The organism is Pinisolibacter sp., from assembly GCF_036782435.1.
Lineage (GTDB): Bacteria > Pseudomonadota > Alphaproteobacteria > Rhizobiales > Ancalomicrobiaceae > CALBKH01.
The window spans coordinates 21,409-40,847 of sequence record NZ_DAIPZB010000044.1 but is presented as its reverse complement, the minus strand read 5'-3'; the positions used below and the strand labels follow the sequence as shown (position 1 = coordinate 40,847).

Here is a 19,439-nt window from a genome sequence, read left to right as displayed (position 1 = left end):
CAGAGCAGGAACGGATTCTGGTTATGAACGGGGACAAACCGGGGGCAAGGTCAGGTTCCGATGTGCTCGATGGACGGCCTCCGTCGAATTCGACAGACCGATCCCGCTCAAACGTCGGCGATCGATCTGGTCAGTAGATCGTCGAACAGCTCGGCGATCAGCGGCTCGAGACGTGGGCGGGCGCCGTCGCCGAGTGCCTCGACTTCGAGCACGTCGCGGAAGAGACGGATGCCGACGAGGCAGGCGGCGATCAGCGCGGCGCGAGCGGCGCCCGGCTCCTTCAGGCGTTCCGCCAAAGGGGCGATGAGCTCCGTCGCCGTGAAGTCTCGAATCAACGGCAGCGCACCGGGGCTGGCGACCGATCGGACGAGGAGAGCGAGGGGGTCGGCGACCGCGCCGCACTCCGGATCGTCCTCGAAGGCCCGGCGCGCCAGGGCGGCGCCGGTGCCGGTGCTCAGCGTCTCGATCGCCGAGGCCGGCCGCATCGCATGGGCGAGCGCTTCGACGAACAGCCGCTCCTTCGAACCGAAGGCACGATGGACGAGCGCGACGTCGACCCCGACGTCGTGCGCGATGTCGCGCAGACCGGTCGCCTCGTAGGCATGGGCGGCGAAACGGCGTGCCGCGGCCGTGACGATGAGCTCCCGGGTCGCACGGCCGTCACGGGGGCGCCTCTGGTCGGCATCCATGCCGCGTCTCCCTGTTTTCCTGTCCGACGCCGCCAAAGTGGACCGCTGGGGGGGTCATCAGTCGTTGACTTACATCATGGATGACGCGGCGTTCGGCGAGCATTCTGAAACGCATTCGGCGAGGGCTCCGTCATGGCGATCGCAGTCGTCACATCGGAAGCGAGGCCGCCGGGATATCGACGAGAGAGGTGAGGTGATGCCGTCGGTCCCTCGTTACGTTTGGCTCGCGGCCGCGGTCGTGGCATTGGCGATCGGTGGATATCTGCTGCGTGATCGCCTCGCCGGCGACGGCTACGGCGACGGCTTCGCCTCCGGTAACGGCCGGATCGAAGCGGTCGAGATCGACATCGCGGCACGCTCGCCCGGCCGCATCCGCGAGATCCTGGTCGACGAGGGTGATCGAGTTTCCGCCGGACAGATCCTCGTCCGCATGGACACCGACCCGCTCATGGCGCAGCGCCGCGAAGCGGAAGCCCAACTGAAACGCGCCGAGATCGGTGTCGAGACCGCCGAAGCCCAGGTGGCTCAGCGGCGGGCGGAGAGCCAGGCGACGCTGGCGGTGGTCGAGCAGCGGCGGGCGGAGCGCGACGCGGCCGACCAGAAACTCGGCCGCACCGAGCAACTGGTGCGCACCAACAGCGTGTCGCTGCAGACCCTCGACGACGACCGGGCGCGCGCCCTCGGGATGCGCGCCGCCTTCGCCGCCGCCGAGGCTCAGGTGGCGGCGGGCGAGGCGGCGATCGGCGCCGCGCGGTCGCAGGTGGTCAATGCCGAGGCGGCGGTCGAGGCGGCCAAGGCGACGCTCGCCCGCATCGACGTCGAACTGGCGGACAGCGAACTGCGCACCCCACGAGACGGCCGCGTCCAGTACCGCGTCGCCCAACCCGGCGAGATCGTCGCCGGCGGCGGACGCATCCTGAACGTCGTCGACCTCGGCAACGTCTTCATGACCGTCTTCCTGCCGACCGTGCAGGCCGGCCGGATCGAGGTCGGTTCGGAGGTCCGCATCGTCCTCGATGCCGCCCCCCTCTACGTCATACCGGCGGAGGTGGCCTTCGTCGCCGACGTCGCCCAGTTCACGCCGAAGACGGTGGAGACCGCCAAGGAACGCCAGAAGCTGATGTTCCGCATCAAGGCGCGCATCTCGCCCGAACTCCTCGCCGCCCATATCGATCAGGTGAAGACCGGGCTGCCGGGTGTCGCCCATCTGCGTCTCGACCCGAAACTTCCATGGCCGGCGGACCTCGAGCGCGGATTGCTGAAATGACCGATCCGGCGCCCTCGTCCGAGATCGTCGCGCGCCTTCGCGGCGTCACGCTCCGGTTCGGTCGGACGTGCGCCTTGGACGGCATCGATCTCGATCTGCCGGCGGGCCGGATGGTCGGACTGATCGGCCCCGACGGGGTCGGCAAGTCGAGCCTCCTCGCCCTCGTCGCCGGGGCGCGTCGGGTGCCGATCGGCACCGTCGAGGTGCTCGGCGGCGACATGGCGCGCGCCGCCCATCGCGACGCGGTCTGCCCGCGCATCGCCTACATGCCGCAGGGCCTCGGTCGGAATCTCTACGCCACCCTTTCGGTCGAGGAGAACGTCGACTATTTCGGCCGCCTGTTCGGCCATGATGCCGCCGAACGCCGTCGGCGCATCGCCGAGCTGCTCGACGCCACCGGCCTCGCTCCCTTCGCCGATCGCCCCGCCGGCGACCTTTCCGGCGGCATGAAGCAGAAGCTCGGTCTGTGCTGCGCCCTCATCCACGATCCCGACCTGCTCGTCCTCGACGAGCCGACCACCGGCGTCGATCCCTTGTCGCGACGGCAATTCTGGGATCTCGTCGACGGCATCCGCGCCGGCCATCCGGGCATGAGCGTCATCGTCGCCACCGCCTACATGGAGGAGGCGGCACGCTTCGACCATCTGGTGGCGATGAACGCCGGCCGCGTGCTCGCCACCGGCACCCCGGCCGATCTCCTCGCCCGCACCGCGACCGCCGATCTCGACGCCGCCTTCATCGCCCTGCTGCCCGAGGCGGATCGGATGGGCCACCGCGCCGTGGTGGTGCCGCCGCGGGTCGGTGACGACGGGGATGTGGTGGTCGAGGCGGAAAATCTGACCAAGCGCTTCGGCGACTTCGTCGCCGTCGACGATGTCGGCTTCAGCATCCGGCGCGGCGAGATCTTCGGCTTCCTCGGCTCCAACGGCTGCGGCAAGACGACGACGATGAAGATGCTGACCGGGCTCCTGCCGGCGAGCGGCGGCACGGCGCGGCTCTTCGGCCATGCTTTCGATCCGGCGGATATGGAGACGCGACGGCGGGTCGGCTACATGTCGCAGAGCTTCTCGCTCTACGGCGAACTCAGCGTCCGCCAGAACCTCGACCTCCACGCCCGTCTGTTCGAACTGCCGACCGAGACCATCGCCGGCCGCATCGACGAGTTGGTCGGCCGGCTCGATCTCGCCGACGTCGTCGACGCCCTGCCCGATGCGCTGCCTCTCGGCATCCGTCAGCGCCTGTCGCTCGCCGTGGCGCTGGTCCACGGACCCGACATCCTCATCCTCGACGAACCGACCTCCGGCGTCGACCCGATCGCCCGCGACGCGCTGTGGCAGATCCTGATCGACCTCGCCCGCGGCGACGGCGTCACCATCTTCGTCTCGACCCATTTCATGAACGAGGCCGAGCGCTGCGATCGCATCTCGCTGATGCATGCCGGGCGGGTGCTGATGTGCGACGAACCGCGCCGCATCGTCGAAGCCCGCGGCGTCGCGACGCTCGAGGAGGCCTTCATCGATCTCCTGCGCCCGGCGCGAGCGGTGGAAAGCGGCGGATCGATCACCTCCGCCGCGGCGACCGAAGCGACGAGCGAGCCGGTCGTGGCGCGAAGCGGCTTCGATTTCCGGCGGATGCTCGCCTGTGCGCGGCGCGAGGCGCTGGAGATCCGCCGCGATCCGATCCGCGCCACCTTGGCGCTGGTCGGCAGTCTCATTCTCATGGTGGTGATCGGCTACGGCATCAACATGGATGTCGAGGGACTGACCTTCGCCGTGCTCGATCTCGATCGCACCACCGCGAGCCGCTCCTACGTCCAGGAGCTCGCCGGGTCGCGGTATTTCATCGAGCGGCCCGAGATCGTCGATCACGCCGATCTCGATCGTCGCATGCGCACCGGCGAACTCGGGCTGGCGCTCGAAATCCCGCCCGGCTTCGGCCGCGACCTCGATCGCGGCCGCCCGACCGGGATCGCCGCCTGGATCGACGGCGCCATGCCGATGCGGGCGATGACCATCTCCGGCTACGTCCAGGGTATGCATCTGCACTGGTCGACGGAGGCTGCACGCCTCGTCCTCGGTAAGAGTGCCCGTCCGTCGAGCCATTCGATCGAGACTCGCTTCCGTTACAATCCGCGTGTCGAGAGCCTGACGGCGATGGTGCCGGCCATGGTGCCGCTGCTGTTGCTGATGATCCCGGCGATGCTGGCGGCGATGAGCGTGGTGCGCGAGAAGGAACTCGGTTCGATCGTCAATCTCTATGTCACACCGCTCGGGCGCCTCGAATTCCTGATCGGCAAGCAACTGCCCTACGTCGCGCTGGGCATGGTCAACTTCGTCCTGCTCACCGCTCTCGCCGTCGTCGTCTTCCGCGTTCCCTTCACCGGCGGCCCGTTCGCCTTCGCGCTCGGAGCACTCCTCTACGTCGTCGCCGCCACGGCGCTCGGGCTCCTCATCGCCACCTTCATGCGCAGTCAGATCGCCGCCCTCTTCGGCACCGCGATCCTGACGCTGCTGCCGGCGGTGCAGTTCTCCGGCATGATCGACCCGGTTTCGTCGCTGCGCGGGGTCGGGGCGATCATCGGACGGATCTACCCGACCGCCCATTTCATCACCATCTCCCGCGGCACCTTCTCCAAGGGACTGGAATTCGCCGATCTGTGGCAGGCCTTCCTGCCACTGGCGCTCGCCGGACCGGTGTTGGTCCTGCTCGCCGCGGCGCTGTCGAAGAAGCAGGAGACCTGAGCCATGAAGGTGTCGAAGGTCTTCGAACTGGGCATCAAGGAGCTGCGCGGTCTCGCCCGCGATCCGATCCTTCTGGTGCTGATCGTCTTCGCCTTCTCGGTGTCGATCTATGCGGCGGCGACGGCGATGCCGGAGATGATCTCGAACGCGGCGATCGCCACCGTCGACCAAGATCGCTCGCCGTTGTCGGAGCGCATCGTCGGCGCCTTCACCCCGCCCTACTTCGCCCGCCCGGTGGCGATCGGCGCCGGCGAGGCCGATCGGCGCATGGACCTCGGCCTCGACACCTTCACCCTGTGGATCCCCCCGGACTTCCAGCGCGACGTCCTCGCCGGCCGGACTCCGGCACTGCGTCTCGACGTCGACGCCACCCGTATGTCTCAGGCCTTCACCGGCTCGGGCTATGTCCAGGCGATCGTCGCCTCGGAGGTGTCGGAGTTTCTCGCCCATCGCCGATCGGCGACGTCGATGCCGGTCGAACTCGTCCTCAGGGCGCGCTTCAATCCGAACCTCGATCCGGGGCGTTTCTCCGCGGTGATGGAAGTGATCAACGCCGTCACCATGCTGTCGATCATCCTCACCGGAACGGCGCTCATCCGCGAGCGCGAACACGGCACGATCGAGCATCTCCTGGTGATGCCGGTGACGCCGGGCGAGATCATGGTCGCCAAGGTCTGGTCGATGGGTGCGGTGGTTCTGGCGGCGGCGGCCTTCTCGCTCACCGTCGTCGTTCGTGGCGCGTTGGCGGTGCCGATCGAGGGGTCGGTCATGCTCTTCCTCGCCGGGGTGGTGGTCCATCTCTTCGCCACCACCTCGGCGGGCATCTTCCTCGCCACCGTGTCGGGGTCGATGCCGCAGTTCGGGCTGATGCTGATGCTGGTCCTGCTCCCGCTGCAGGTTCTCTCGGGCGCGACGACGCCACGCGAGAGCATGCCGGAGTTCATCCAGTACCTGATGCTCACCGCCCCGAACACCCACTTCGTCAAGCTCGCGCAGGCGATCCTCTATCGCGGCGCCGGCTTCGACATCGTCTGGCCTCAGTTCGCCGCTCTGGCGGTGATCGGCACGGTGCTGTTCGTCCTGGCGCTGAAGCGATTCCGGGCCTACCTGCAATGAGCCGGCGTCGGCGCCGAAGATCAGAGATTCCGCAGGCTGGTATCGCCGGATGGCTCTTCTCGCCGCCGGTAGAGCCACGATCGTCTTCCGGTCGAGGTCGTCGGTGGCCGACCGACAGATCCTCGGTCTCGATACCATCGGTCATTGTCCACACCCGATGGCATCACCGAAGGCAAGACCGCCGACAACGGGCAGACGGTCTCGGCCGCCTACCCGATCGCCGAGGAGATGGATAGACCCGATCTGTTCGAGCAGGAAGGGAGAGCTTCCGGGGATCGGACCAGTCTCGGGCTCCGTCGACCCGGGAGCCCGAGATTGTGCTTCGACGCCGCCTTCACGGTCGGCGCCGAGATGACGGCCATGAGAGAGCCGATACACGGACGATCGGACCATCATGGCATTCCCGGCGGTCGGATCCTGGTCCGATCCCGACCGATCGCCTGGAGGTTTCGCTTCGTGTCGGCCGACCGGAGTCAACCGAAGTGTTCATAGAAGCCGAGCTTCTTCTGCATCGGAGCGTCGTCGACGACGAAGAGATGAGCCGGTTTCGACGAGGAGGCGTTTTCGAGCCTGACGGTGGCGTGCGTCGGCACCGCGGCCGTATCGAATTGTTCGAAGCCGAAGGCGGTGCCGTCGATCTCCACCGTGCCGGAGCCGTCGACCACGTTGATCACGCTCGACGCGGAATGACGCGGTAGCGTCAGGCTTTCGCCCGGGCGGAGATGGATCGCCGAGAAGCCGAGGATCGGCATGCACTCCATGCCCGTCTCCGGATTGACGTAGGCGAGCCGCACCGCCTCCCCACGTGGCGTCACCGAGGCGAGATCCGCCAGCGCCGCCTTCACTTCACGCCAGGGGAAGCGCACCAGCGGATAATTCGCCCGCGGCCGGTTGATCACCGACCACGGCACCAGACCGGAGCGACGATAGCGGGTCTGCGAACCATCGGCTTCGTTGCGCGCCGTCTGCGACGCACCTTCGGTGCAGTAGGAGGCCTCGAGCGAATAGACCAGAGGCAGATCGAGCGCGTCCATCCACACGACGGGACCGGTGCCGGCATGGCCGTGTTCGTGCCACAGACCCGACGGCGTGAGGATGAGATCGCCCGGCTCCATCGGGCATTTCTCGCCCTCGACGACGGTGAAGCCACCGTCGCCTTCGACGACGAAACGCACGGCCGAAGGACTGTGCTTGTGGTTCGGCGCCGTTTCACCGGGCAGGATCAGCTGCATGCCGATGTAGATCGACGGCGTCGCCTGCATGTTTTCGAGCCCGAGGCCCGGGTTGGCGAGCACCAGAACGCGGCGTTCCGCCTTCTCGATCGGCGTCAGACGGCCCGCCTCGAGCAGTTGCGGGCGAACGTCGGCATAGCGCCACAGGATCGGTCTGGTGCGCCGCGACGGGATGCCATAGGGCAAGGCCGCGCGCAGATTGGGCCACAGGGGCACCAGATTTCGGGCCGTCAGGCCCTCGCGGTAATCGAGCGGCAGGTCTTCGAGCTTGCCGAGTTGGGACATCGTTTCCTCCATTCTTCGAATGCGTCGAGACCTAGATTTCCGCGTCGGGCTGCCTGCCCGGCACGGCGTTCGCGAAGGCGGGAAGCGCGTCGAGCGCCGCCTCGATCTCGCTGAGGCGAGCGAATTTCGTCGTATCCGTACCGAAGCGCCGGGCGCCGCCCATCTGCGGCGCGAGGCAGATGTCGGCGAGCGACGGCGTGTCGCCGAAGGCGTAGCGGCCGCGATGAGCGTTGCGCCGCGCCACTTCCTCGAGGCCGGAGAGCCCGGTCTCGCACCAGTGCCGGACCCAGATATCCACCTCGTCCTGCGAATGGCCGAGCGGGTTCTTGAGGTAGTTCAGGACCCGCAGATTGTTGATCGGGTGAATGTCGCAGGCGATGGCCTGGGAAAAGGCCCGCACTTCGGCTCGATCGAGCGGATGGGCGGGGAGCAGGGGCGGCTCGGGCACCGTCTCGTCGAGCCACTCGATGATGGCGAGCGACTGGGCGAGCACGCGCCCCTCGACCTCCAGTGCCGGAACCAGCGCCTGAGGGTTCTTGGCGACGTAGCTCTCGGACCGCTGGTCGCCCCTGCGCAGATGGACGGCCACGAACTCGGGCATCACCCCCTTGAGGGCGAAGGCGATGCGGCAGCGCCAAGCCGCCGAGGAGCGGAAGTAACCGTGAAAGATCATGCGGCCTCCGCCGGAGCGATGCTCAGCGTGACCGACGGCAGTCCGTCGATGGTGCCGGTGATGTGGTCGCCCGCCACCACCGGCCCCACACCTGCCGGTGTGCCGGTGTAGATGAGGTCGCCCGGCGCGAGGTGGTAATAGTGCGAGAGGTGCGAAACCAGTTCCTCGACGCTCCACACGAGGTCGGAGAGACGGGCATCCTGTTTCACCGCACCGTCGACCGACAGCGAGATGCGCTGGGGTCCGACCGCGCCGAAGGCATCCTTCGGAACGATGTCCGTGACGACGGCGGAGTCCTCGAAGTCCTTGCCGAGATCCCATGGCCGCTGCTTGGCGCGCGCCGCCAATTGGAGATCGCGACGAGTCATGTCGAGGCCGGACGCATAGCCCAACACCGCGTCCATCGCCCTCTCGACCGAGATGCGGAAGGCGGGCGCGCCGATGGCGACCACGAATTCCATCTCGTAGTGATAGTTGTCGGTGCCCGGCGGATAAGCGACGGTCGCTCCCGAATGCACGATGGCACCGGCGTGCTTGAGGAAATAGAAGGGTGCCTCGCGATCGACTTCGACCCCCATCTCCTTGGCATGTTCGGCGTAATTGCGTCCGACACAGAAGATGCGGTTCACCGGAAAGCGCGCGTGCGTTCCCCGGATCGCGAGCGATGGGACGGGAGCTGCGGGGAAGAAAAGTTCGGGCGTCGTGTTCATATCGAGACTCCAGCGGTCGGTCGGCAGCGGGATGCGAGGGGCGGTCGCCGCCGCCCCTCGGTGAAGATCACACCCCCGCGACGACGGTCGCTCCTTCGGCGAGCTTGCGATCCCGGCGAGCGACGACACGTCCGAGGATGAAGACCGCGATCGCGGCGATCAGGGCCGGCCATGCCGAAACCTGGAGGATGGCGTTCGGCGCCCAGCCTCCGGCCAACAGGATGCCGCCGACGGTCGGGCCGAGGATCGATCCGAGACGACCGATCCCGAGCGCCCAGCCGATGCCGGTGGCGCGCAATCCCGTGGGATAGAGGCTCGAGGCGACGGCATTCATGCCGATCTGTGCCCCGACGACCCCGATACCGACGATGAAGAGCGAGCCGTAGAGGATCGCCGAACTGCCGGCCGCATGAGCCGTGACGACGATGAAGCCGGCAGCCGCGGCGTAGCAGGCACCCAAGATGGCGAAGGGCCCCATGCGATCGATCAGCCGTCCCAACACCACACCACCGACGACTCCACCGAAGTTGAGGGTCGAGGTCGCATAGATCGCCGCATCGAGCGGATAGCCGGTCTGCTTGAGCAACGCCGGCAGCCAGTTCACCAGGAAGTACATCACCAGGAGATTGCAGAAGAACGCCACCCACAGCAGGAGCGTCAGGCCGGCGCGGTGCTCGGTGAAGAGTTGGCGGCCGGTGAAGCCGGTGATCTTCTGCTCGGGCACGAAATAGGGTGTGTCGGCGCGATGGGTGGCCGCGTCGCCGGTGAGATGCGCCATGATCGCCGCGACCCGTTCCGGATGGCGGTGATGGGAGACGAGGAAGCGGACCGACTCGGGCAGGAGCGCAAAGAGGAAGGGAACCGTCACCAGCGGCAGGATGCCGCCGAGGATGAACACGGACTCCCACCCCCAGGCCGGAATCATCTTGGCGGCGAGGAAGCCACCCAGAACCGAGCCGAGAGGAAAACCGCAGAACATCACCGTCACGGCGGTGGCGCGAAGGCGCTGCGGGGCATATTCCGCCGTCATCGCGATGATGTTCGGCATGGCGCCGCCGAGTCCGACGCCGGTCAGGAAGCGCAGCCAGAGCAGGCTCTGAAAATCCTGAGCCCAGGCCGTGGCGAGGGCGAAGAGACCGAAGGCGGCGGTACAGGCGATCAGCACCAGCTTGCGCCCGACCCGATCGGCGACGGGGCCGAGCACCAGCGCACCGACGGTCAGGCCGAGGAGACCCACCCCGAAGGCCGCGCTGAACTGCGACATCGGAACCTTCCAGGCGGCCGAGACGACCGGGGCGATGAAGGCGATGGCCTGAGTGTCGAAGCCGTCGAGCATGGCGATGACGACACAGATCGCCAGAACTCGTAAGTGGAACGCCCCCACGGACATGCTGTCCATGAGCGCGACGACGTCCACCCCGCCGCGCGGCGGAGACGATTGATCGGATTGCATGATGTCCTCCCTCGGATGCGGCGGCTCGGAGACGGTTCTCCCGTTCGCGCTCCCCGTCCGAAGCGCGTCCCGCCTGTTTTCCGTTGATTTCGAATGGATGGAGAGGGGCGGTCACCGCCCCCCTCCGTCGTCAATCGGCCAGAACCATCACGCGGCCGGCGTCGAGGCGGACCGCGAAGGTCCTGATGTCCTCGGTCAGCGGCTCGTTGAGGGCCTTGCCGGTCCGGATGTCGAACCGACCCTGATGGAGCGGGCACTCGATCTCGTGGCCTTCGAGGAAGCCGTCGCACATATGGGCGGCACCGTGCGTGCACAGACCCGCCGTCGCGAAGACCTCGCCGTCCACCTTGTAGAGAGCGATACCCTGGCCGTTCAGCGACACGCCGATCGTGTCGCCCTCGGGCACGGCGTCCACCGACGCCACGTCGACCCAATTTTCCGAACTCATGCCGGCGCGTGCCTCAGATGGGATAGATCAGCGAGTTGGGGATCATCTCGGTGTCGTAGACACAGAGCCGTGACTTGAACTTCAAGCCTTCGCCGGTGCGCACGATCACGTCGCGGTAGTAGCCGGCGTTGAAGACCTCGGTCACGCCGTCGCGCTTGGTGCGCACGACGAGATAGTTGGCCTCCGCCTCGAAGATCTCCCGACGCCCTTCGAGCCGCACCGACAGCACGCGCGGCGTCCCGACGATGTGTCGCTGGTAGTAGGGGTCGTGGTACATCGTCTCCTTCACGCCGTAGACCCGATCACGGATCATCGCCTTGCTCTCCAGCGCGAGCAGGCAGAGCGGCAAGCCTCGGTCGTGGTTCTCACGCGGCTGAAGACGATAGGTCCCGTCGTCCAGGAAGAATTCGGGCCAGTTTTCCCAATCCGCCGAGTCCACGGTGGCCGCGTAGGAGGCGTAGAGATCGAGCAGGTCGTGGTAGGAACCGAAATCCATCATCTCACTCTCCCATCACCCGGCGCCAATAGGCGTACATGCCGCGGATCAGCGTCTCGGTGACCATGTGCGGCGAGTCCTCGGTATCGCGACCGCCCATCTCGACCAGCGTCTTCTGAGACGGATTCTGCTCGAAGCCCTCCTGTGACCACTCGATCACTTCACCGTCGTCGGCCGAGACGAAGCCGGCCGGGCCGAACAGATTGGCCTGGATCAGGCGACGCTGATGCATCTCCGGCGTGTCGTCGGCGAAGCCGAAATGGGTCCAGACGAAGTCGAAACTGCCGTGTCCGTTGGGCTGGATGTGGCGGGTCGAGACCGAGTTGACCTGCTGCTGGATGATCACGCTCGGGAAGATCGTGGTCATCACGGCGGTCGGCTTGCCCCACCAGTCCTCGTGGACGATGTCGAGGAGACGCTTGTCGTTGACCGTCATGGTCTCCTTGAAGCTGTCGAGGCCGGTGACGACCTCCTCGACCTTGCCGCCCTGGCCGCGTGTCGAGATCATCGCCGCATGGCGCTTGTGGGCATCCATCTTCAGTTCGGACTGATTGTCGGCGCGCCACAGACCGAAGGTCGAGAACCAGGTGTGCAGGAGCCCCGGGTGGTAGGGATCCTTGATGTTCTCCTGCATCAGCTTCCAGTTGCCCGGAATGCGCTGGCGGCGATAGCCGAGCAGCACGAGCTTGCGGCCGTCGAAGACGCGATCGAAATAGGAGAGGATCGTCGGGCCGAGAAACTCTTCGAAGGGCTCGACGTCGTGATCGAAGGAGGCGAAGACGACGCCGTTGCGCCGCGCCACCTTCAACTTGGTCAGCCCGTGATCGGCGGGGTTGAAGTCGGCCGGCATGCCGCCGTTGACCTTACCCTCGCGCTTGACGCCGCGACGGAAGGGAACGCCCTGGAGATCGCCGTTCAGGGCGTAGCTCCACTGATGATAGGGGCAGAGCAACTCCTTGGCCTTGCCGTGCTTTTCACGGCAGAAGCGCATACCGCGATGCTTGCAGACATTCTCCACCACGTGGATCTCGCCATCGGTCGAGCGGGTCATGATGACCGAGCGCTCGCCCACCACCGTGCGCTTGAAGTCGCCCGGTTCTGGAACTTCCACCTCGAGACCGACGTAGCACCAGTGCCCCTTGTAGAAGAGCCGTTCGAGTTCCCGCTTGTAGAGATCTTCGCGCGTATAGGCCCAGAACGGAACGCGACTGGATCCCTCTTCGGACCACGTCGGATCCGAGGGAAACACTTCACTCGTGTTTTCCATGTCTTCCTCCCTGTAGTTTCGGATCTTGCCGACCGGATCGCGAGATCGGTCGGTCAGGTTCGTACCGGGCTCAGTAGCCCGTCGAATAGAAGGCGTCGGCGTAGACGTGTTCGAGCGGAATGCCGAGCCGCTTCACCGAGATCGTGGCGGCCTCCACCATCGCCGGAGCTCCGCAGAGCCACGTGCGGAAGCCTTCGAGGCTCGACCAGTCCTCGGCGATCGCATCGGTCACGAGCCCCCCGCGCAGGCCCGGGGGAACGGGACCGTGCGAGACGACGAGATGGACGGAAATCCAAGGATGTGCCTCGGCGATAGCCCGCAGCCGCTCGACGCTGTAGAGATCGCGCTCGGTACGCACGCCGAAATAGAGATGGACCGGGTTCGTCATCCCCTCGGCGAGGGCACCGCGAAGGATCGACAGAACCGGTGCCAGCCCGGTTCCGCCCGCCACCAGGAGGATCGGCCCGCTGTGTTTCCGCCGGAGATAGGACGCGCCGAGCGGACCGGAGACCTTCACGGTGTCTCCGACCTTCAACGTGTCGAAGACGTAGGGGCTGACACGGCCACCGGGGACGAGGCGGACATGGAACTCGAGGAATTCGTCACCCGGCAGGCCGGCCATCGAATAGGGGCGCACGAGGTCCGGGCCGAACTGCAACGTCGCATATTGACCGGGCGAGAAGTCGAGCGGTTTGGCGCACTTCAGGAGCACGCGGCGGATGTCGTGGGTCTCGTCGGTGATCGCCGCGACGGTCGCCTTCAGGGTCTTGGCGGGATGGACGACGATTTCGTCGGGTTCCGGAATCTCGATGGAGACCGGCCCGGTGAGCGTGCTCTGGCAGGCCAGCACCTGTTCCCCCTCGCCGATCAAGGGTTGGCGCAACTCGCCATTGCCGGCCAGGACATGCCCCTGGACCACCTTGCATCGGCAGACACCGCAGCGGCCGGCCATGCAGCTGTAGGAAATCGGAATGTCCGCGCCCCGGAGCGCTTCGAGCAGATTGGCTCCCGGCTCGACCGAGAGCGTGCGACCGAGCGGCCGGACGTTCAGTTCCAAGGCGTTTCCCTTCGAGCCGTATCGGCTTTCTCGAACGGACGATCGCATCGCCATGAAGCTTTTGGTAGTTTATGTTTGGAAGGATATAAATCACCAATGTGAATGATGGTGACCGATGGATCTGCGGGACATCGACCTCAATCTGCTCCTCGTCTTCAACGAACTCCTCAAGAGCGGCCGCGTACACGTCGTCGCCGATCGGCTCGCCCTGACGCAACCGGCCGTCAGCAACGCCCTCGCTCGTCTGCGCCGAACTCTGGGAGACGACCTCTTCGTGCGCACGGCCACCGGGATGCGGCCGACCCCGTTCGCCGAAGCTCTGGCCGAACCCGTCGCCTATGCGCTCGGGGCCATCCACGGCGCCCTCAATCAGTCCGCCGTCTTCGATCCGGCCAAGAGCCGCCAGACCTTCACCATCGCCATGACGGACATCGGCGAAATCCATTTCCTACCCGAACTGGTGGAACGTCTGGCGATCGCCGCTCCCGGCGTATCGATCGGAACCGTACGAAATCAGTCGATCGACCTCGCGAGAGAAATGGAGGCCGGCAACGTCCATCTCGCGATCGGCCTGTTGCCTCATCTCCAGGCCGGATTCTTCCAGCGCCGCCTGCTCATGCAGCGTTACGTCTGCCTCTACCGAAAGGGGCACGCCTTCGACGGCCGAGAGATCACTCCGGCCGATTTCGGCGCGGCGGACCACATCGGCATCGTCGCCGCCGGAACCGGCCACGGCATCGTCGATGAAATGTTCGATCGCCTCGGTGTGATGCGCAAGATTCGCCTGCGCGTCCCACATTTCGTTTCGGTCGGGCACATCCTGTGCAGCACGGACCTGATCGCCACGGTACCCGAGGTTCTCGCCCGACGAATTTCCGAACCGTTCGATCTGGCCTTCCAGGTCCACCCCGTGGCGTTGCCCGAGATTTCCATCGGTCTCTACTGGCATTCGAAGTTTCATCGCGACGCCGGCAATCAATGGTTGCGTGACATGATCTGCCGTGTCGTGCCGACCCGGCTCTCCGATGTCGCCGATCCGCTGGCACAATGACCGCGGGTCCCTCGTCGACACGGTCCGAATGCACGGTCGTGCCCCGACTTCGTCGCGGCTGACATCGGCCGTATCGATGCCTGAGATCTGCATTCTCGATTCATTCGCCCTCCGCTTTTCCTGCTAAAGCCTCCCGAAACAACAGACGATGTGAAAAGGGAGGACTCATCGATGGATGTTGGTCTGTTCATCGACAATACTTCACGTGACGCGAGCAACGGTGAAGTCTTCGAGCGGCGCAACCCGGTGGACGGCAGTCTCGTCACTCGTGCCGCCGCCGCCACCGCCGCCGATGCGGTCGCCGCCGCCGATGCCGCCGCACGGGCGTTCGTGAGTTGGTCGACGACCGGCCCGACCGAACGGCGACGGATTCTCCTCGCCGCCGCCGACCGGCTCGAAGCCAAGACTTCGGAATTCATCGAGGTCATGGCGCGTGAGATCGGCGCACAGGAGCTCTGGTCGGGTTTCAACGTCATGCTCGCGGCCAATCTCTTCCGTGAAGCCGCGGGTCTGGCGACCCAGATCCAGGGCGAAACCATCCCCACCGACAAGCCGGGAACGCTGTCGATGACGGTGCGCCAGCCGGTCGGTGTGATCCTCTCGATCGTGCCCTGGAACGGTCCGGTGGTTCTGGCCGCGCGCGCCATCGCCTATCCGCTGGTCTGCGGCAACACCGTCGTGTTCCGCGCCTCCGAGACCAGCCCGAAGACCCACATGCTGGTCGCCGAGGCCCTGCGCGAGGCGGGTCTGCCGGCGGGCGTGCTCAACATGGTCACCAATGCGCCCGCCGATGCCGAAGCGGTCGTCGATGCGTTGATCGACCACCCGGCGGTGCGGCGCATCAACTTCACCGGATCGACCCGGGTCGGCCGGATCATCGCGGAGAAGGCGGCCCGGCGTTTGAAGCGCTGCCTTCTCGAACTCGGCGGCAAGTCGCCACTGGTGGTTCTCGACGACGCCGATCTCGACGGAGCGGTTCGCGCCGCCGCCTTCGGTGCCTTCCTCTATCAGGGGCAGATCTGCATGACGACCGGCCGCATCGTCGTCGACGACAAGGTCGGCGACGAGTTCGTCGCCCGGCTCTCTCGTTTCGCCACCGAACTCCCCTGCGGCGACCCGGCGCGCGGGGCGCCGTGCTTCATCGGCCCCATGGTGTCGCGGGAGTCCGGATCGCGCATCAACGCCCTGATCGACGATGCCCTGGCGAAGGGCGCCGTCGTCGCGACCGGCGGCAAAGCGGACGGTGCGATGATGACGCCGACGATCGTCGATCGGGTCACGCCGGCGATGCGCATCTACGACGAGGAGACCTTCGGTCCCTGCACCACCGTGGTCCGCGCCGCCGACACCGAGGACGCGATCCGCATCGCCAACGACACCGCCTACGGCTTGTCGGCCGGGGTCTTCGGTCGAGATGTGACCCGAGCCCTCGATGTGGCGCTGAAGATCTCGACGGGCAGTTGCCACGTCAACGGGTCGACGGTGCAGAACGAAGCGCAGGCGCCCTACGGCGGCACCAAGGACAGCGGTTACGGTCGCTTCGACGGCCGCGCCGTGATCGACGAATTCACCGAGTTGAAGTGGATCACGATCGAGCCCGCGGGCCAGCCCTATCCGCTGTGACGCCTCCGCGCCGGCCGCGGCCTAGAGACCGCGGACGACGGATGGGCATTCGCGCCCGACACCTTCACAACTCCGAGGAAATCCCCATGAACGACGCCGCCACCGCCGCGCTTCGGCGCGTATCCAGACACCTGGTGCCCCTTCTCTTCCTCCTCTACCTGTTCAGCTACATCGATCGGGTCAACATCGGTTATGCGGCCCTGCAGATGAACAAGGAACTGGGCTTCAGCCCGGCCGTGTTCGGGCTCGGTGCCGGACTGTTGTTCCTCGGCTATGTGCTCTTCGGTATCCCCAGCAACTTCGTGATGAAGAAGGTCGGCAGTCGCGTCTGGCTGTCGCTTCTGGCGATCGCCTGGGGCGTGGTGGCGGTCGGCAACGCCCTCATCTCGAACGAGGCGACGTTCTACGGCATGCGCTTCCTGTTGGGCCTCGCCGAATCCGGCTTCGTCCCCGGGATGCTGCTGTATCTGACCAACTGGTATCCCCAGAGCGAGCGCGCCAAGGTGGTCTCGACCCTCTACATGGCGACCGCCGTCTCGGTGATCGTCGCCGGACCGCTCTCCGGGGCGATCATGCAGATGGACGGCGTCGCCGGTCTCTCCGGCTGGAAATGGATCCTGATCCTCGAGGGCGTGCCGCCGATCCTGCTCGGACTCTATGCACTGAAGGCGCTCCCCGAAGGTCCGGCGGATGCGACCTGGTTGCCCGCGAACGAGCGCGATCAACTCGTCGCCGCCCTCGCCGAGGGTGATGCGGCACAGGCCGACAAGTCCTACACGACCTTCGCCGCCGCGCTGCGCGCGCCGATCGTCTGGGTGTTCGGGTTCCTCTATTTCCTGCTCGGCATCGGATTCTTCTCGGTGATGATCTGGCTGCCTCAGGTGGTGAAGCAGTTGTCGGGTCTGAGCGCCGTCCAGGTGAGTTTCGTCAGCGCCGTTCCCTTCATCTTCGCCTCGGCGGCGATGATGCTCTACGGCCGGCATTCGGACCGCACCGGCGAGCGCCAGTGGCATCTCGTCCTCGCCTATGTGGTCGGCGCCGTCGGCCTCGCCGCCAGCGCATGGTTCACGAACCCGATGGCGAGCTTCGTGGCGATCGCCGTCGCCGCCGTCGGCCTGTGGAGCGCCACGGGTGTGTTCTGGCCGCTGCCGACCGGGTTCCTGTCGGGAAGCGGTGCGACCGGCGGCCTCGCGCTGATCAACAGCATCGGCATCCTCGGTGGCTTCGTCGGTCCCTATCTCGTCGGCCTGGTCCGCAACGTGACACCCGACTTCTCGACCGCGCTCTATGCGATCGCCGCCACCCAGGTCCTCGCCGCGTTGATCGCCACGCAAGTCCATCGCTCCGCCGCCGTCCGGGCGACGCGGGCTGCCGCCACCCCTCGGTCCTGACCACGCGACGTCCCGCGTGAGCCCCGTCCCGGCCACGCACCCCGCCCCCGCGTTTCCCGACGTCGACGACAGCGTCGAAACGCGGGGGCACAGGACCTCTTCTTCAACGAGACTCGATCCATGGCCAGACCTCTCCTCACCGTCGACGAAATCCAGGGGTGTTGGGCGATCATGCCCACGCCGGCGAAACCGAACGGATCCGACGTCGACGCGACCGACACCGTCGATCTCGACGAGACGGCACGAACCGTCGACGCTCTGATCGAAGCCGGCGTGAACGGCATCCTCACCCTCGGCACGCTCGGCGAATGCGCCACCCTCACCTGGGAGGAGAAGCGGGCCTTCATGGCGACGGCGGCGGAGGCCGGTCGCGGCCGCGTTCCGATCTTCGGCGGCACGACCAGCCTCAACACCCGCGAGACGATCCGACAGACCCGCGAAGCGGCCGCCGTCGGCCTCGACGGCGTCATGTTGGGACCGCCGATGTGGTGTGCGCCGGATCTCGCCACCGTCGTACAATTCTATCGCGACGTGGCGGAGGCCGCGCCGCAGACGGCGATCTGCGTCTACGCCAACAACGAGGCTTTCAAATTCGACTTCCCACGCCCCTTCTGGGCGCAGGTCGCCGAGATTCCGCAGGTGGTGACGGCGAAGTACCTCGGCGTCGGCGCCCTTCACGCCGATCTCGAACTCAGCCGCCGGCGCATCCGCTTCCTCCCCCTCGACGTCGACTACTATGCCGCGGCCCGTCTCGATCCGGAGTTCTGCACGGCGTTCTGGACCAGTGGCGCCGTCTGCGGTCCGGTGCCGGCGATGGCGCTGCGCGACGAGGTGGCACGCGCCCGGGTCTCGGGCGACTGGTCGGGCGCCAAGTCGATCACCGATCGGATCGCCTCGACCTACCGCACCTTGTTCCCCAACGGATCGTTCAAGGACTTCTCGACCTACAACATCGGCCTGGAAAAAGCGCGGATGGACGCGGCCGGTTGGATGGTCGCGGGACCCTGCCGGCGCCCCTATCATCTGGTTCCGGAGCCCCATCTCGAAGGCGCGCGCGAATCGGGCCGTCGCTGGGCGGCGCTCCATCGCGAGATGAGCGGGACCGGGGGCGGCGCGAACGCCGCGTGAGAGTGCAACCGAAGACGAACGGACGACGTCATGAAGACTCTCGACTTCTACTTCGATTTCATGAGCCCCTTCGCCTATCTGGCGCATCATGAGATCCCGGCCCTGGCGAGATCCCACGATCTGGAGCTCCGGCTCCGGGTCGTCGATCTTCCCACGCTCAAACGGCTCGCCGGCAACACCGGGCCACGCAACGTCGATATCCCGCCCAAGATCCGCTACCTGAAGGCGGATCTGCAGCGATGGGCGAAACGCTACGGCGTGCCGCTCGTCTTTCCGCCCTCGCTCGCCTCGGCCCGCCTCAACCGTGGCTTCTTCTTCGCCGTCGATCGCGATGCCGGCGCGGATTTCGTGTCGACCGCCTGGCGGATGGTGTGGGGTGAAGGGCGCGACATGGGCGACGAGTCCCTGTTCGGCGCCATCGCGGCGCAGATGGGTTGGTCGCGGGCCGATTTTCTCGATTACACGGACAGTGCCGAGGCGACCGAGCGCTATGAACGCGAAACCGAAGCGGCGGCGGCCCGCGGTGTCTTCGGCGTACCGACGATGATCGTCGACGATCAGATGTGGTGGGGGAACGATCGGATCGACTTCCTTCGGGAATATCTGGCCGCGACCTGAGCCGCGGCAATTCCGGGGCGGGCGGCCGAATTCCTCACACCGAGGTGGAAGGTCCGCCAACCCGAGCAGACCTCCGCGCGGCGTCGCTTCCATCGTAGCGACGTGGCGCGGCTCGGAGTCCTCGCATATCGTGGCGGCCCAGCCTTCGTGAGCGGTTCCGAAGGCGGTACTCCAGGCCTCCGGAGCTCGGGACG

General features: G+C 66.5%; 17 protein-coding genes. 8 read left to right on the top strand and 9 right to left on the bottom strand.

What is annotated here, in order from left to right:
* Positions 1 to 107: 107 nt before the first annotated feature.
* Positions 108 to 689, bottom strand: a complete 582-nt coding sequence (locus V7Q42_RS17035) for a TetR/AcrR family transcriptional regulator (protein WP_333825306.1) — start codon at positions 687 to 689, stop codon at positions 108 to 110.
* Between the two features lie 196 nt (positions 690 to 885).
* On the opposite strand from V7Q42_RS17035, the gene V7Q42_RS17030 reads away from it, so the two are divergent.
* The 3 genes from V7Q42_RS17030 to V7Q42_RS17020 are packed head-to-tail and all read left to right on the top strand — an operon-like array spanning position 886 to position 5,813.
* A complete protein-coding gene (locus V7Q42_RS17030) occupies positions 886 to 1,956 on the top strand; it encodes an HlyD family secretion protein (RefSeq protein WP_333825305.1) in 1,071 nt (356 codons plus the stop codon).
* Positions 1,953 to 4,697, top strand: coding sequence for a ribosome-associated ATPase/putative transporter RbbA (gene rbbA / locus V7Q42_RS17025; protein ID WP_333825304.1), 2,745 nt, complete (start codon positions 1,953 to 1,955; stop codon positions 4,695 to 4,697). Before V7Q42_RS17030 ends, rbbA begins: the two co-directional genes overlap by 4 nt.
* A gap of 3 nt (positions 4,698 to 4,700) precedes the next feature.
* Complete coding sequence (locus tag V7Q42_RS17020) at positions 4,701 to 5,813, top strand: ABC transporter permease (protein WP_333825303.1); 1,113 nt, start codon at positions 4,701 to 4,703, stop codon at positions 5,811 to 5,813.
* Positions 5,814 to 6,286: 473 nt separating this feature from the next.
* Here V7Q42_RS17020 and V7Q42_RS17015 read toward each other — a convergent pair whose 3' ends face one another.
* The 8 genes from V7Q42_RS17015 to V7Q42_RS16980 form a co-directional block, all read right to left on the bottom strand.
* The gene (locus tag V7Q42_RS17015) at positions 6,287 to 7,330 is read right to left on the bottom strand and encodes a cupin domain-containing protein (RefSeq protein ID WP_333825302.1); all 1,044 of its coding nucleotides are present in this window, start codon (positions 7,328 to 7,330) and stop codon (positions 6,287 to 6,289) included.
* Between the two features lie 31 nt (positions 7,331 to 7,361).
* Positions 7,362 to 8,003 carry a maleylacetoacetate isomerase gene (gene maiA / locus V7Q42_RS17010; RefSeq protein ID WP_333825301.1) on the bottom strand — a complete coding sequence of 214 codons (642 nt, stop codon included), beginning with the start codon at positions 8,001 to 8,003 and terminating at the stop codon, positions 7,362 to 7,364.
* Positions 8,000 to 8,842: a fumarylacetoacetate hydrolase family protein gene (locus V7Q42_RS17005; RefSeq protein ID WP_333825300.1), complete on the bottom strand. Its 843-nt coding sequence runs from the start codon at positions 8,840 to 8,842 to the stop codon at positions 8,000 to 8,002. The genes maiA and V7Q42_RS17005 overlap by 4 nt, the downstream gene beginning before the upstream one ends.
* Complete coding sequence (locus V7Q42_RS17000; protein WP_333825299.1) at positions 8,781 to 10,112, bottom strand: MFS transporter; 1,332 nt, start codon at positions 10,110 to 10,112, stop codon at positions 8,781 to 8,783. The genes V7Q42_RS17005 and V7Q42_RS17000 overlap by 62 nt, the downstream gene beginning before the upstream one ends.
* 184 nt (positions 10,113 to 10,296) lie before the next feature.
* Complete coding sequence (locus V7Q42_RS16995; RefSeq protein WP_333825298.1) at positions 10,297 to 10,614, bottom strand: non-heme iron oxygenase ferredoxin subunit; 318 nt, start codon at positions 10,612 to 10,614, stop codon at positions 10,297 to 10,299.
* Between the two features lie 13 nt (positions 10,615 to 10,627).
* Positions 10,628 to 11,113, bottom strand: a complete 486-nt coding sequence (locus V7Q42_RS16990) for an aromatic-ring-hydroxylating dioxygenase subunit beta (protein WP_333825297.1) — start codon at positions 11,111 to 11,113, stop codon at positions 10,628 to 10,630.
* Position 11,114: 1 nt separating this feature from the next.
* On the bottom strand, positions 11,115 to 12,377 hold the full coding sequence (locus V7Q42_RS16985) for an aromatic ring-hydroxylating dioxygenase subunit alpha (protein ID WP_333825296.1): 1,263 nt from the start codon (positions 12,375 to 12,377) through the stop codon (positions 11,115 to 11,117).
* Positions 12,378 to 12,447: 70 nt separating this feature from the next.
* Positions 12,448 to 13,434 (bottom strand): 2Fe-2S iron-sulfur cluster-binding protein, encoded by a 987-nt coding sequence (locus tag V7Q42_RS16980; protein WP_333825295.1) that lies wholly within the window; start codon positions 13,432 to 13,434, stop codon positions 12,448 to 12,450.
* Positions 13,435 to 13,549: 115 nt separating this feature from the next.
* On the opposite strand from V7Q42_RS16980, the gene V7Q42_RS16975 reads away from it, so the two are divergent.
* The 5 genes from V7Q42_RS16975 to V7Q42_RS16955 all read left to right on the top strand — a co-directional run bounded on the left by V7Q42_RS16975 (position 13,550) and on the right by V7Q42_RS16955 (position 19,245).
* Positions 13,550 to 14,485: a LysR family transcriptional regulator gene (locus V7Q42_RS16975; RefSeq protein WP_333825294.1), complete on the top strand. Its 936-nt coding sequence runs from the start codon at positions 13,550 to 13,552 to the stop codon at positions 14,483 to 14,485.
* A 171-nt stretch (positions 14,486 to 14,656) separates the two neighbouring features.
* Complete coding sequence (locus V7Q42_RS16970) at positions 14,657 to 16,108, top strand: aldehyde dehydrogenase (protein ID WP_333825293.1); 1,452 nt, start codon at positions 14,657 to 14,659, stop codon at positions 16,106 to 16,108.
* Between the two features lie 86 nt (positions 16,109 to 16,194).
* On the top strand, positions 16,195 to 17,499 hold the full coding sequence (locus tag V7Q42_RS16965) for an MFS transporter (protein WP_333825292.1): 1,305 nt from the start codon (positions 16,195 to 16,197) through the stop codon (positions 17,497 to 17,499).
* A 120-nt stretch (positions 17,500 to 17,619) separates the two neighbouring features.
* Entirely contained in the window at positions 17,620 to 18,627 is a 1,008-nt protein-coding gene (locus V7Q42_RS16960) for a dihydrodipicolinate synthase family protein (RefSeq protein WP_333825291.1), read from the top strand.
* Between the two features lie 30 nt (positions 18,628 to 18,657).
* Entirely contained in the window at positions 18,658 to 19,245 is a 588-nt protein-coding gene (locus V7Q42_RS16955; protein WP_333825290.1) for a 2-hydroxychromene-2-carboxylate isomerase, read from the top strand.
* Positions 19,246 to 19,439 lie beyond the last annotated feature (194 nt).

Coding starts and splice junctions, on each gene's coding strand:
- V7Q42_RS17035 (WP_333825306.1), bottom strand. CDS start 689: ATGGATGCCGACCAGAGGCGCCCCCGTGACGGCCGTGCGACCCGGGAG.
- V7Q42_RS17030 (WP_333825305.1), top strand. CDS start 886: ATGCCGTCGGTCCCTCGTTACGTTTGGCTCGCGGCCGCGGTCGTGGCA.
- rbbA (WP_333825304.1), top strand. CDS start 1,953: ATGACCGATCCGGCGCCCTCGTCCGAGATCGTCGCGCGCCTTCGCGGC.
- V7Q42_RS17020 (WP_333825303.1), top strand. CDS start 4,701: ATGAAGGTGTCGAAGGTCTTCGAACTGGGCATCAAGGAGCTGCGCGGT.
- V7Q42_RS17015 (WP_333825302.1), bottom strand. CDS start 7,330: ATGTCCCAACTCGGCAAGCTCGAAGACCTGCCGCTCGATTACCGCGAG.
- maiA (WP_333825301.1), bottom strand. CDS start 8,003: ATGATCTTTCACGGTTACTTCCGCTCCTCGGCGGCTTGGCGCTGCCGC.
- V7Q42_RS17000 (WP_333825299.1), bottom strand. CDS start 10,112: ATGGACAGCATGTCCGTGGGGGCGTTCCACTTACGAGTTCTGGCGATC.
- V7Q42_RS16995 (WP_333825298.1), bottom strand. CDS start 10,614: ATGAGTTCGGAAAATTGGGTCGACGTGGCGTCGGTGGACGCCGTGCCC.
- V7Q42_RS16990 (WP_333825297.1), bottom strand. CDS start 11,113: ATGATGGATTTCGGTTCCTACCACGACCTGCTCGATCTCTACGCCTCC.
- V7Q42_RS16985 (WP_333825296.1), bottom strand. CDS start 12,377: ATGGAAAACACGAGTGAAGTGTTTCCCTCGGATCCGACGTGGTCCGAA.
- V7Q42_RS16975 (WP_333825294.1), top strand. CDS start 13,550: ATGGATCTGCGGGACATCGACCTCAATCTGCTCCTCGTCTTCAACGAA.
- V7Q42_RS16970 (WP_333825293.1), top strand. CDS start 14,657: ATGGATGTTGGTCTGTTCATCGACAATACTTCACGTGACGCGAGCAAC.
- V7Q42_RS16965 (WP_333825292.1), top strand. CDS start 16,195: ATGAACGACGCCGCCACCGCCGCGCTTCGGCGCGTATCCAGACACCTG.
- V7Q42_RS16960 (WP_333825291.1), top strand. CDS start 17,620: ATGGCCAGACCTCTCCTCACCGTCGACGAAATCCAGGGGTGTTGGGCG.
- V7Q42_RS16955 (WP_333825290.1), top strand. CDS start 18,658: ATGAAGACTCTCGACTTCTACTTCGATTTCATGAGCCCCTTCGCCTAT.